Below are 12,796 nucleotides of genomic sequence, written 5' to 3'. Positions count from 1 at the left end.
TTCGTTCCTCGAAACCGCGAGCTAGCGCTGCCCCGCCACGAACGCGGGGGCCAGGGCGTAGTCCTTGTGCCACGAGGCCGGCAGACGCTCGAGCGTCTCGCGCGAGTCCGCCACGGGCGCCGTCAGCTCGCCCTGCATCGCGTTGTCACCCACGCGGAAGCCGTTGGCGAACATCGTGTTCGCGTGCTTCCCCGCGCGCGCCAGCTCCTCGGTCGTCCCCAGGCTGAAGTTGTAGACCTTGCCCGTGTACTTCTCGCGCGTGACGGAGGTCAGCGTGGCCACGCCCTCGCGGGTGCTGACCTGGTCCGCCACCTTCAGCTTGCCGGCCGCCAGCGGCCTGCCATCCGCCATGATGACCGGGTGCTTGTCGGTCAGGCTGACCGCGTGGCCCTTGTCGTCACGCAGGTTCACCATCGCGTCGCGCTCGCCACCCACCTGGACGTCGCGCACGGTGAGCGTGTCACCCTTCGCGTTCGTCACGATGCGCTGGCCGCGCTTCACCGACTCCACCGGGACGACGCTGCCATCGGCCAGCACCACCTGCGTGCCCTCCGCCATGCAGGAGTTCCACACCTGCACACCATAGCGATAGCGCGAGTCGGACAGCATGCGCACCGTCACCGAGGCCGGCGTGTTCGCCGCCGTGCCGCAGTTCACCTTGGTGCTCACCGTGATGACGTACTCCACCGGCTGGTTGATGATGGTCTGCATCGCGCAGTTCTCGACGCCCGTGCCCGCGATGGACGTCTCCCGCGTCAGGTCCGCCAGCAGCGTCACGTTCGCCGTCTGGCTGTTGATGGAGCTGGTGAGGAAGGGCGTCAGGTCCGCCTGGCTCATGCAGGTGCCGCCCGTGATGGGCTTGACCAGGCGCACCTTCGAGCCCGGGAGGATCTCCTTGATGACGCAGGCGATGCCGTTCTTGCTGCCCGCGTTGAAGGTGAACTTGGTGGGCACGTAGACGTGGCTCCAGTCCCACGCGCGCGTCAGGGGGAAGTTGTTGCTGGCATCCCCCACCCACGAGGCCGTCACGGCGGGGTTGCGCAGCGCGATGCTCGTCGGGGTGTTGGCCCCCGAGGGCGCCAGCGTGGCGCCCACCGCGGCGTAGTCACAGTCGATGCCGCCGCGCATCTGGCACAGCTCCGTGTTCAGCTTGCCGCTGTTGGGCACCGACAGGCGCGGGTGCTCGAGCGCCAGGTCCGCGCCGCCCGTCGTCGTGCTCGACTGGCCGCGCACGAAGGTGACGACCTCCTCACCCGTGTTCTCGTTCATGGCGATCATCATCGAGTCGAGGATGACCTGCCGGTCCTGGTTCACCGGGATGGCCGGCCGCACGATGACGTCGTCGAAGCTCTGGCCGGCCGCGTACTCCTCGCCGGAGGCCGAGTCCACCACCGTCGTCTGCGTCTCCGCGTTGTTCGCGTTGAAGGCGACGATGTCCGTGTACACGTAGCTGGCGCCGTTGAGGCACGCGGCCCAGGGGTTGCTCTCGTAGACGCGCACCGAGCCGCTGGTGACGCCGCGGGTCAGGTTGAGGAAGTGGTCACAGCCCCAGTTGTTGGCCAGCGGCGCGGCCTGCGTGCCCGCGGCCTGGTGCGCCAGGGCCTTCCTCTGCGCCAGCGCCAGCCGCTCGAAGAGCCGGGGCGAATTGGCGACCGTCTTCCCGGAGCCGCGCAGGCGGTTCATCACGAAGCGGTACTGGGCCGGGTCGGCCAGGTCGATGGCGATGCTCTCGCCACCGGCGCCCCGGGTCTTCTCCTCGAAGACGCGGCGCATGTACTGCGAGTCCTCCACCAGCGTGGCCCCGTCCAACCCCCGGTCCGGGGAGCGCAACGGGCCGGCCCAGGCGGACGTCGCGAGCGCGACGAGCGGCAGGGCCGCGGTAACAGGCACCGAGAAACGCGAGCACGGCTTCATGTGTAACCCCCTCTGCTGCAGTGGACTGCCGACGACGACAACCACACCGACGACACTCAGACCTGCGTGTGGACCGCTGCCCCCCAGGGCGGGCCTGTCTGCCGAAAGGCCCGCGCATGACCGCTACGGCCAGGCGTCCCGACGGGCGCGGGGGTGCGACGACCGCCCGCCGGGACACCTGGAGTCGCTGACTACTGCGCGTTGCAGGCCAGGCCGCAGACGTCCTGCGCCGCCTCCACGCAGATGACGTCCCAGGAGCCCGAGCAGCAGAACGGGTCGCCCTCGCACACCGCCGCCGCGCACGGCGAGCAGTGGGTGGCGATGGGGTTGCCCGGGTTGCACACGTTGTGGCACGGGCGCGGGCGGCTCAGGTACTCCTCCAGGACGGCCTTCCTGTGCGGCAGGAAGACGTTGGTGAGCGCCGGGGAGATGCGGAAGCGCGTGCCCTCGGGCCCCTCCTCCGTCAGCTCGCTCACGTGGGTGAAGCCCAGCGAGGCGGGCCACACCACGCCGCCGCCCAGGTTGTTGCCGTTGCTCAGGTCGTGGCAGCCCGCGCACGACAGCGCCTTGGCGCGGGACACAATCTGGTTGGGCGTCAGCGTGCTGCCGATGCGGGTGAGCTCGTTCTGGATGAGCGTGCGCAGCGCGGAGGCGTTGTTGCCGAAGTGGAAGGTGTAGTTGTTCTCCGTGCCCTGCGCGTCGGACTGGCCCGCGTTGAACTGGTCCTGCACGTCCATGTTGAAGAGGTTGACGTCGTTGCGCGCCAGCGCCTCCACCTGGCTGGCGAAGAAGAAGCGGAAGTCCTCGGCCCGGGCGTGCGTGGACGTCGGGCTGAACAGCGGGCCGAACGGGTTCACCTTGTCCGTGGAGAGGATGGCCCTCAGCGACGTGCACGTGCCGGCCAGACACGTCTTCTGCAGCTTGAACTCACGCAAGAGCCAGTTGGCCTGCATGAACTGGTTGGTGCGAATCTGGCCCGCGACGGTCGCCGGGTCCGCGCCGTAGTTGTCGATGTGCACCACCGGCCGGAAGCCCGGCAGGCCCTGCAGATAGAACGCCCGCAGCTGCTGGGTGCGCGAGGCCACATCCGGGTTGGTCGTCAGCCGCTGCCAGAACTCCGCCACCGGCAGGCACCCGTCCAGCCCCTCGTCCTGGTGGGGGTTGGGCAGCACGGCCTCGAAGATCATGAAGTTGCGCTGGCCGGCGTTGGTCTCTCCGGACCTGCGCGCGAAGACGATGCGGTACTCGCCGCAGTTGGAGCCGTCCGCGGGCGCCAGGTCGAAGCGGTTGAACAGGCCCACCGCCCGGTAGCCCTGCGTCGCGACGTTGAACGGGTCCTGGCCGGCCTGGGCGCCCTCCGCGTTGCGGCACTGGTACGGGAAGCTGTTGAAGACGGACTGCGAGCCCGACATCTGGTCGTTGCAGTGCTGGTTCGGGTTGATCTGCCCCGGCGTCGGGTTCTGCGTGTCCCAGAGCTGGCGGTAGAGCTTGAGGCCCGTCATCCCCGCCACGCCGCTCTGCACGGCGAGCTGGTCCATGACCTCGCGCAGGGAGAAGTTGTTGACGATGGCCGTCTCGGTGACGATGAGCGAGCGGAACGTGTTGACCGTCACCGTGTTCATCGCCGACTTGTCGCCGGAGGCGAGCAAGAGGCCGATGCCGCCGCGCTCGGAGTGCAACGGCGCGGGCCGCGCGGCGGGTGGGGCCTCGGCCTCCACCACGTCCTCCTGCGTGCTACAGCCGGCGAGAGCCAGAATCGATGCCAAAGCAAGACACGAGCGCCGGATGCGCTTGTCCATATGCTCCCCCTCTTCGGATTGACACAACTGGTTTCACCACGTCTGTCCAACGCGCGCCCTTATGAAGCATTCAACAAATATTTACAAGACAGAATCGGATTCACCACAAATCCCACCCAGCCATCCATGCGGGTGCTCTACGGAATTCCCACGACATGTGAGGACTTGACCCTGGGTGCGTCAAGACTGCACGCGCAGGCACACCCAATGGGACGCACGCGGCGTCAGGAGCGGACGCGCCGGGTCCCGAGCGGACACGCGCGCCCGCGTCCCGGACGCACGCGAGGGCGCGTCCGGTGAGTACGCGAGACATGTGTCAGAGGGTTGTCCGCGGGCAGGCGCGCGCGACGGGGCTCGGGGCCACACGTTCGGACGCCAACAGCATACATGCCCGCGAGGGCGGCATCTGGAATTTTATGACAGGGCTAATCGCTGACAGTCATTCAACGCGTGGCGTCGGGCGGGAGGCCACGGTGCGCAGCGCGGTGGTGAGGCCCGCCCACCACAGGCCCATCATCGCGAGGAAGGCGGCGACGTCCTGGCCATGACGCACGGGGTGGTCGGGGCGCAGCGACTCCCAGCCGCGGTGCTCCAGGACGACGCGGGTGCCGCCCTCGGCGGACTCGAAGCGCACCTCCACCTCGGTGAGCTCGCCGGGCGCGAAGTTCCTGCCGCGCCACTCGAAGCGCAGGTGGAGGCCCGGCTCCCACGCCAGCACGCGGCCAATCTCGAAGACGCCCTCGGCGTCCTCCTCCACCAGCCGGCCTCCGGCGCCGCCCTCGAAGCGCACCACGCTGTCGGGCGAGCGGGAGCCCCGGAAGCGGGGCCCCTTGCGCCACCAGAGGTTGGTCTCCTCGGTGAAGATTTCGAAGGCCACCTGGGGCTCCAGGCGGAGGAAGGTCGTCACGCGGGCGGTCTGCGGCGTCGTCATCTCGGGGCCTCGAGGCTCAGGTCTTCTTGCGGGTGCGTTCGGCGTGGGCCTTGAAGGCGGAGAGCTGGTCGCTCCAGAAGGACTCCACCTCGTCGAGCCACGCGCGCAGCTCCCCGAAGCGCTCGGGGCGCAGCCGGTACACCTTCACCCGGGCGTCGTCCTCGAGGGCCTCCTCCTCCACCAGCCCCGTCTTGCGCAGCACGCGCAGGTGACGGGACATGGCGGGCGCGGACATGTCGAAGGCGGCGGCCAGCTCGCCCGCGCGCCGGGGCTCCTCGCAGAGCAGGTCGATGACCCCTCGACGGGTGGGGTCGGCCAGCGCGGCGAAGGTCTCATCCAGGCGACGGGCGGCTCCCATGGCGTCAGCCCTTGGAGGACATCCGCTGGGCGAACCACCAGGAGTGGCCCTCCAGGTCCTCGGCGCCGTAGCCCCGGTCCGTCCAGTAGTCCTCGCCGTAGTCCGTGGTCTTCGGCTCCTGGGTGATCCGGGCGCCCGCGGCCTTGGCCCGCGCGCAGTGCGCGTCCACGTCATCCACGTACACCATCAGGTAGCACGCGCTCGTGCTCCCCGTCGTGCGGCCCGGGAACTTGGGGGAGACCGAGTTCACCAGGATGACGGCCTCGCCATACACGAGCTCCGAGTGGACGATGACGCCCGGCGCGCCCTCCACCTTCAGCCGCGTCTGGAAGCCGAAGGCCTTCTCCAACCAGTCGATGGCCTTGGGCGCGTCCTCATAGAACAGCCCGGGACTGATGCGTGAGAACCCCTCGGGAACCGGCTTCATGGCGTGTCTCCTTGGCGAACGAATCGTTAACCGCTGGGGCAATATTTAACGCCATCGTTAACCATCCGCAAGCGCGACGCGCACGGCGAGGGGCGCGGCTCGCGAAGCGTGTGGAAAGTCGGCCGGGCCCTCGGTGGGGCTCCGGCCGGCGGTGCGCGGGGAGCGGCGCGCTAGACGAACAGCATCGGGTCGAACTCGTCCACGTTGACCGGCAGGAGCCGGGGCAGCGGGCGCTGGAACACCTTCGCGTTGAGCTCCAGGTCGACAATCTTGAGGCCCGCGGGGACCAGGTCCCGGAAGCGCTGGCTGACGTACTCGCGCAGGCCGAGCACGGCCACCTGGCGCTTCTCCTCGATCATGGGCTTGAGGGCCTCGGCGAAGTCACCGCCGTCGTGGCTGGCCAGGCCCACGGCCGCCTTGGGCCGCTGGGTGCGGATGGTCTCCAGGAGCTTGAGGATGCCCAGGTCCACCACCTTCTGGTCCGGCCGTCCGTAGAGCAGCGCCACCTCGCAGCCCGCGGACTTCAGCGCGCGGATGAAGCCAATCATCACGTCGGGCAGCTGCTCGCCGCGCGCGTTGAGCACCACCACGCAGCGCACGGGCGCGGGGAAGTACGTCTCGCAGAAGGCGACCAGACGGTCGAACTGCACGCGGTCCTGCGACTCGGGTTTACGGCCGACGACGTTGGAGACGGCCCAGTCGATGTTCTCCGCATCGATGAGCACGTAGGAAGCGGCGGAAGGACGTCCGGTGAGCATGGGCGCGGACAATACGCCCGGGCGATGCCTTCCGGGGGGATTGCGTGTGACACGTCCACGACGCGCCACGTCCCGCGCCCGGGAAGGCACGGTCCCGGTCGACCTCCCGCGTCAGAAGCGGTCGGGCCCCGGGGGCAGCTCGGGCACGGGCGCGGGGGCGGCCAGCAGGCCGTGCTCGGGGATGGGCGGCTGCATGGGCAGCACCACCGTGAAGCGCGAGCCGCGCCCGAACTCGCTCTCCACGAACACCTTGCCGCCGTGGCCCTCCACCAGGCTCTTCACGATGGCCAGGCCCAGCCCCGCGCCGCCGTGCTCGCGCGTGGAGCTGCCGTCCACCTGATAGAAGCTCTGGAAGATGCGCTCGAACTGGTCCTCGCGGATGCCCACGCCGGTGTCCTCCACGCAGACGCGGTAGCCGGTGAGGCCCAGCGCGTCCTGGACGCCCGCCTCCGACATCACCACCGACACCCGCCCTCCGGACGACGTGAACTTCAGCGCGTTGGCGAGCAGGTTCACCAGCACCTGGCGCAGCTTGTCCGCGTCGCCCGCCAGCCGGGGCCTGGGCACGGGCGGCAGGCGCACCTCCAGCTCCACGCCCTTTCTCTGCGCCTGGGGCAGCACGCTGGAGACCGCCGTCTGGATGACGCTGGCCAGGTCCACCGGCCCCACCGACAGCCGCAGCTTGCCGGCTTCAATCTGGCTCAGGTCGAGGATGGACGAGATGAGGTTGAGCAGCGACTCGCCCTTCTCGACGATGGTGCGCACGTAGAGCAGCTGCTCGGGGTTGAGCACGCCGGCCAGGCCCTCGGCGAGCATCTCCGAGTAGCCGATGATGGACGCCAGGGGCGTGCGCAGCTCGTGGCTCACCGTGCCCAGGAAGGTGGATTTGAGCCGGTCCAGCTCCTTGAGGCGCGTGTTCACCTGGGCCAGGCGCGTGTTCTGCGCCTCCAGCTCGCGGTGCGTCTCCAGCATCGCCTCGATGTGCAGCTGCGTCGTCAGGTAGGTGCGGTGGCCGCTGGCGACGAGCGCGGCGAGCACCTGACCGAAGTGCGTCAGCACCTGCACCACGGTGCGCTCGGGCGCGCGGCGCACCTTGGACACCAGCTCCTGGGCGCGCGTGAGCTCCAGCGCGGGGATGTCCGTGAGCGTGTCCGGGAAGTCGCCCAGCTCCTCGGGGGTGAAGGGCCCCAGGATGACGCGGCCCAGGAAGTCGCCCTCCCAGCGCACGGGCATCACCAGGTAGCGCAGGCCGGTGAAGCACGGCAGCGCGATGAGGCCCGCCTCCTCCGCGCCGTCGCCCTGGGCCACGCGCGCGCCGTTGAGCGGGACGACGGGGCCGTCCTTCACGCGCGCCACGGTGGCGGTGCAGCGCGAGCGGCCGTCCGGGAAGGAGAAGACGTACGCGCAGAAGTCGCCGTGGCCCACCTTCACGTCGGCCAGCTTGGTGCCGCGCGCGTCGAGCACCTTGATGCCCACGCGGTACAGCTCGCTGAAGCTCTTCACCACCTCCGAGAACGACGGGAGGTCCAGCATCTCTCCCAGGGACAGCCGGCGCTGGAGCACGGACTCGCGGCGCGAGCCCTCCGGGGGCACGCTGCCCTGATAGCCGCTCATCGCCCGCCCCCCACCTGCTCATCGCGGGTGACGGCGGCGTAGCGCCCGGCCAGCGCGGTGCCCGACAGGTCCATGCGGCCGAAGACCTGGGACAGGAACTCCGCCTCGGTGAGGCCCACGTTGCGCGCCAGGTGCGCGCGCGCGTCCAGCCGCCGGTAGGCCGCCTGCGCCACGGCGTGGAAGGTCTCCAGCACGCCCTCGCCCTTGAGGGCCACCGCGCCCACCACGGCCTCGCCGCCGCGCTTGCGCGCCTCCTCCAGCTCCGCGTCCGTGCGCGCGTCGGGCAGGTCCCGCTTGTTGAACTGGATGACGACGGGCACCTGCGCGGGGTCCAGCCCGTTCTCCTTCATGTTGTCCTGCAGGTTGCGCCAGTAGGCGTTGTTCTCCGCCGTCGCGCTGTGCCGGCTGTCCGCGATGAACACCACCGCGTCGGCCCCCTGCAGCACGATGCGCCGGGTCGCGTTGTGGATGACCTGCCCGGGCACCGTGAAGAGCTTCACCTTCACCTTGAAGCCCGAGGACGTGGAGAAGAAGACAGGCAGCAGATCGAAGAACAGCGTCCGGTCGTCGTGTGTGTCCACCGTCAGCAACCGACCCCGGACCTCCGGGTACGCGCGGGCGTGGAGCTGACGCAGGTTCGTCGTCTTCCCGCTGAGTCCGGGACCGTAGTAGACGATCTTGAGCGTCAGCTCGCGCTGGGCGTGGTTCAGTTGCAAGGGGTGCTCGGGCAGGCGGAGTCGAGGGGAGGAGAGGCCAGCCCTCCGGTGACGACCAGGGTTTTTATAGTGGGAACGCCTGCTTCGCGGAAGGCCGGCCGGATGGCGGCCGTGGAAGCGGGGCCTCTGCCCTGGAATGGCGCCGGCGAAGGTGGGGTTGACCCGAATCCGACCCTCTCGTGCCAGGGGGAGGCAAACTCCTCACTTGAGAAGACAATGTGCGCGGAATCACCGCGTGCACCGGTGGCGGGGGTGCGGTTAGGATCGCAGCGCGACGGAGGAGATGGCGATGACGATGAAGCAGGTGGACCCGGGCGTGGAGATGGCCCCAGCCCCGGTGCTGGATGTGGTGGGCCTCCCCAACGACCTGATGGCGGCGGTGAAGTTCACCCTGCCCACCGACGAGGACATGACGGCGGTGGCGGCCCTGCGCGCCAGCTCCGAACCCTGGAAGAGCCGGGGTGAGACGCAGGAGGACAGCCTCAAGGCCCTGACCCAGCTCAAGCCCTTCATCCACGTGGCCCGGCTGCAGAGCCAGATCGTCGGCTACGTCACGGTGGAGCGCGACGGCCCGGTGCCCGGCGCTGCCTACCTGCGCAACATCGTGGTGAAGCCGGAGCTGCGCAAGAAGGGTCTGGGGATGGTGGTGCTGGAGCAGGCGCTCCGGGCCGCGCGGGACATGTACCGCAAGACCATTGCCCTGCGCGTGGACCCGTCCAACGCGCCCGCGGTGGGCTTCTACCGCAAGGCGGGCTTCACCACCGTGGCCACGGTGGTGTCCAAGAAGTCCGGCAAGCTGCGGCTCCTGATGTCGCGCGAGCTGTAGTCCCGCGCCCATGGTGTACCTGGCGGGAGGCCGCTTGCCTCCCGCCCTCGCTCCGAGCGGGCCCTCAGGGGCCCCGGAGCCCCCTCCCCCACCCTGGCGAATCGACTCCGTCCACCGCTGACAGGTGGGTGTGGGGCCCACTGCGCGTGGCGACGGCAGGCGGGCGTGGCGCGGGGGAAGAAGCACCAGGATGGACCGGGGGGTGGGCGCATTCGACGCGTTGTCGACTATCCTGCGGACCACCCCCGCGCTTCGCGCTTCGCGCTTCGCCCCAGCCCGAGTCGACTTCCGCATGAGACCCCTTGCTGAGCTGTTGCGCCATCTGTCGCGGCCTGGAGTGACGGAGCTGACCCTGGCCACGGGCCGACCGCCGATGATTCGGGGGAGCAGTGGCTATGAGCCGGTGGACCCGGCGGCGGTGACGACGGAGGACGTCGTGCGCGCGCTGCAGGCCATGGTGGGCGTGGCCCGGGCCTCCACCGTGTCGGATTCACCGTCGCAGTGGTCCGTCAACGCCAACGGGTTGGGCGCGCTGTCCATCGCCGCCCAGCGCCGGGGCGACCTCATGCACCTGAGGCTGTCGCGCGCGGCGGAGGCGGGCGCCACGGCGGCGGCTCCGGCCGCATCGACCGCGGCGGCTCCGGCGACCGCGCGAGCTCCCGCCGCGGCCGTGCAGGGCGCGGCAGGGTACGGCGGACAAGCCGCTGCTTCAGCGGGCGCCTCCGCGCAAGGCGCGGGACAGGGCGCGGCAGGGTACGGCGGACAAGGCGCTTCGGCGGGCTACGCCGCACAAGGTGCGGGACAGGCCACGAGCGCGGCAGCCGGGTACGGCGCACAGTCGGCTGCGAGGAACGTGGCCACCGGGGGCCACGGCGCGCAGGCCGCGTCGCCGGGCGCGGCGGCCGGTTACGGTGCGCAGGGCACCACGGGACAGGCCACGTCGCCGGGCGCTTCAGCGGGTTACGGCGCGCAGCCCGCTTCGGCGGGCTACGGCGCACACGACGCGGGACAGGCCTCGTCACCGGGCGCATCGGCGGGCTACGGCGCACAGGGTGCGGCGGCGCAGAACACCTCGACCGGGTATGCCCCCTCGCAGGGCGGGTATTCGAGCGCGGGCACGCAGGAGGCCGCGCGGACCCTCGCGGCGTCGCGGCTGACGGGTGGGGCCCGGGACCTGGCGGTGGTGCTGGAGCAGGGCCGCAGCGTGCGCGCCAGCGACGTGCACGTGGTGGCCGAGCGCCCCGTGCTCTTCCGCCTCGCCGGGGACCTGGTCCCCCAGGGCGGCGTGCTCGACGCCGCGCGCGTGGAGGGCATGCTGCTGCCCGTGGTGCCGGAGCGGCTGCGCGCCGTGCTGGAGCGCGACGGCAGCTGCGACTTCTCGCTCGACTCGCCGGAGATGGGGCGCTTCCGCGTCAACGTCTCGCGGCACCGCACGGGCCTCAAGGGCACCTTCCGCGTCATCGCCCGCGACATCCCCACGCTCGAGTCGCTCGGCCTGCCCCAGGACATCGCGAAGGCCACGCACCACCACCAGGGCCTCATCGTCATCACCGGCCCGTCCGGCCATGGCAAGACGAGCACCCTGGCGGCGCTGGTGGACCTCATCAACAGCCACACGTCCCACCACATCCTCACCGTGGAGGACCCGGTCGAGTTCGTGCACCCGCGCAAGAAGGCGCTCATCAGCCAGCGCGAGGTGGGCGCGCACACGCGCACCTTCGCCAGCGCGCTCAAGGGCAGCCTCCGCGAGGACCCGGACGTCATCGTCGTGGGCGAGCTGCGCGACACGGAGACGGTGCGCATGGCGCTGGCGGCCGCGGAGACGGGCCACCTGCTCATCAGCACCATGAACACGCCGAGCGCGGCGAAGACCATCGACCGGCTCATCGACCTGTTCCCGCCCGCGGACCAGCAGCAGGTGCGCCTGTCGCTGTCGAGCGGCCTGCGCCTCATCGTCAGCCAGCGGCTGATGGCGAGCGCGGACGGCAAGAGCATGGTGGCCGCGGCGGAGGTGCTGCCGGGCTCCGTCGCGCTGGGCAACCTCATCCGCGACAACAAGACGTACCAGATTCCCTCGCTGCAGCAGCGCGGCAAGAGCCTGGGCATCGTCCGCTTCGAGGACTCGATGGCGGACCTGGTGCGCGCGGGCAAGGTGAAGCTGGAGGTGGCCAAGGGCTTCGTGGACAACCCGGACGAGCTGGAGGCGGTGGTGACGGGACGCAGGCCGGGCACGGCGGTGGCCGCGCCGGAGACGCCGCAGGACAGCGCGCGGCTGCTCAGCAAGATGGGCTCGCTGATGGGAAGGAAGGGGGGCTGAGATGAGCACGCCACGCATCGCCCAGTTCTTCGACATCCTTCTGGAGCAGAAGGGCAGCGACCTGCACCTGAGCGTCGGCTATCCCCCCATGGGCCGCATCCGCGGGGAGCTCACGCCCCTGCGCGAGGCGGCGCTGACGACGCAGGAGCTGGAGGGGCTGCTCTTCGAAATCGTCAACCCGGCGCAGAAGCGACAGATTGTCGAGGAGCTGGACCTCGACTTTGCCTACGGCTACGGGACGAAGGCGCGCTTTCGCGCGAACTACTTCTACAAGCAGACGGGCCTGGGCGCGGTGTTCCGCACCATTCCGAGCAAGGTGCTCACGCTCGACGACCTGAAGACGCCCGACATCGTGCGCAAGCTGGCCGAGCGTCGCAGCGGCCTGGTGCTGGTGACGGGACCGACGGGCAGCGGCAAGTCCACCACGCTCGCGGGCATGGTGAACCACATCAACCAGACGCGCCCGGCGCACATCCTCACCATCGAGGACCCGGTGGAGTTCGTCCACGAGTCCGCGAAGGCGCAGGTGACGCACCGCGAGGTGGGCCCGCACGCGTCGAGCTTCGCCACGGCCATCCGCTCGGCGGGCCGCGAAGACCCCAACGTCATCCTCATCGGCGAGCTGCGCACCAACGAGACGATGAAGCTGGCGCTCCAGCTCGCGAGCTTCGGCGTGCTGGTGTTCGCCACGGTGCACACCAACAGCGCGCCGGCGACCATCGACCGCATCATCAACTCGTTCCCCGCGGACGAGCAGGCGCAGGTGCGCGGCATGCTCGCGGAGAGCCTTGCGGGCATCGTCGCCCAGCAGCTCATCAAGACGGCGGACGGCAAGGGCCGCGTGGCGGCGCTGGAAATCCTGGTGGGCGGCGCGGCCATCGCGGCGATGATTCGCGAGGGCAAGGTCTTCCAGATTGCGTCCAAGATGCAGGCGGGCCAGGGCCAGGGCATGCAGACCCTGGACATGCACCTGGAGCGCCTGGTGCGCGACAACGTCATCACGCCCGACGCGGCGCTGGAGAAGGCCCAGGACAAGGAGAACCTGGCCAAGGTCATCCAGCGGCTCAAGCCGGACTGGGTGCTGCCGGAGTCGATGAAGGCGTAGCGCCCGTGTCAGGAATGCCGTGGCATTTCGT

At 70.1% G+C, this 12,796-nt stretch carries 11 protein-coding genes; 3 read left to right on the top strand and 8 right to left on the bottom strand.

The features are described 5' to 3' along the window. Nucleotides 1-21 precede the first annotated feature (21 nt). The 8 genes from VZQ01_RS24530 to VZQ01_RS24495 all read right to left on the bottom strand — a co-directional run bounded on the left by VZQ01_RS24530 (nt 22) and on the right by VZQ01_RS24495 (nt 8,517). On the bottom strand, nt 22-1,914 hold the full coding sequence (locus VZQ01_RS24530) for a Hint domain-containing protein (protein WP_223782759.1): 1,893 nt from the start codon (nt 1,912-1,914) through the stop codon (nt 22-24). A 191-nt stretch (nt 1,915-2,105) separates the two neighbouring features. After that, entirely contained in the window at nt 2,106-3,713 is a 1,608-nt protein-coding gene (locus VZQ01_RS24525; protein WP_223750688.1) for a hypothetical protein, read from the bottom strand. 439 nt (nt 3,714-4,152) lie between these two features. Next, entirely contained in the window at nt 4,153-4,644 is a 492-nt protein-coding gene (locus tag VZQ01_RS24520; protein ID WP_267699235.1) for an SRPBCC domain-containing protein, read from the bottom strand. Nucleotides 4,645-4,660: 16 nt separating this feature from the next. Beyond that, nucleotides 4,661-5,002, bottom strand: coding sequence for an ArsR/SmtB family transcription factor (locus VZQ01_RS24515; RefSeq protein WP_223750686.1), 342 nt, complete (start codon nt 5,000-5,002; stop codon nt 4,661-4,663). Between the two features lie 4 nt (nt 5,003-5,006). After that, complete coding sequence (locus VZQ01_RS24510) at nt 5,007-5,429, bottom strand: VOC family protein (protein ID WP_223750685.1); 423 nt, start codon at nt 5,427-5,429, stop codon at nt 5,007-5,009. Nucleotides 5,430-5,599: 170 nt separating this feature from the next. Continuing rightward, a complete protein-coding gene (locus tag VZQ01_RS24505; RefSeq protein ID WP_426744808.1) occupies nt 5,600-6,187 on the bottom strand; it encodes an NYN domain-containing protein in 588 nt (195 codons plus the stop codon). A 111-nt stretch (nt 6,188-6,298) separates the two neighbouring features. After that, the gene (locus VZQ01_RS24500; RefSeq protein ID WP_408888968.1) at nt 6,299-7,801 is read right to left on the bottom strand and encodes an ATP-binding protein; all 1,503 of its coding nucleotides are present in this window, start codon (nt 7,799-7,801) and stop codon (nt 6,299-6,301) included. Further along, nucleotides 7,798-8,517 carry a GTP-binding protein gene (locus tag VZQ01_RS24495; RefSeq protein ID WP_223750683.1) on the bottom strand — a complete coding sequence of 240 codons (720 nt, stop codon included), beginning with the start codon at nt 8,515-8,517 and terminating at the stop codon, nt 7,798-7,800. Before VZQ01_RS24495 ends, VZQ01_RS24500 begins: the two co-directional genes overlap by 4 nt. A gap of 289 nt (nt 8,518-8,806) precedes the next feature. On the opposite strand from VZQ01_RS24495, the gene VZQ01_RS24490 reads away from it, so the two are divergent. The 3 genes from VZQ01_RS24490 (at nt 8,807) to VZQ01_RS24480 (ending at nt 12,765) form a co-directional block, all read left to right on the top strand. Then, on the top strand, nt 8,807-9,343 hold the full coding sequence (locus VZQ01_RS24490; protein ID WP_141331932.1) for a GNAT family N-acetyltransferase: 537 nt from the start codon (nt 8,807-8,809) through the stop codon (nt 9,341-9,343). Nucleotides 9,344-9,635: 292 nt separating this feature from the next. Further along, nucleotides 9,636-11,660, top strand: a complete 2,025-nt coding sequence (locus VZQ01_RS24485; RefSeq protein WP_426744806.1) for a type IV pilus twitching motility protein PilT — start codon at nt 9,636-9,638, stop codon at nt 11,658-11,660. A gap of 1 nt (nt 11,661) precedes the next feature. Beyond that, nucleotides 11,662-12,765, top strand: a complete 1,104-nt coding sequence (locus VZQ01_RS24480) for a type IV pilus twitching motility protein PilT (protein WP_426744804.1) — start codon at nt 11,662-11,664, stop codon at nt 12,763-12,765. Nucleotides 12,766-12,796: the final 31 nt, after the last annotated feature.

Source organism: Myxococcus faecalis (genome assembly GCF_050039385.1).
GTDB classification, from domain to species: domain Bacteria; phylum Myxococcota; class Myxococcia; order Myxococcales; family Myxococcaceae; genus Myxococcus; species Myxococcus fulvus.
Note: the sequence above shows the minus strand (reverse complement) of the source record. Positions and strands in the feature narration are given on the sequence as shown.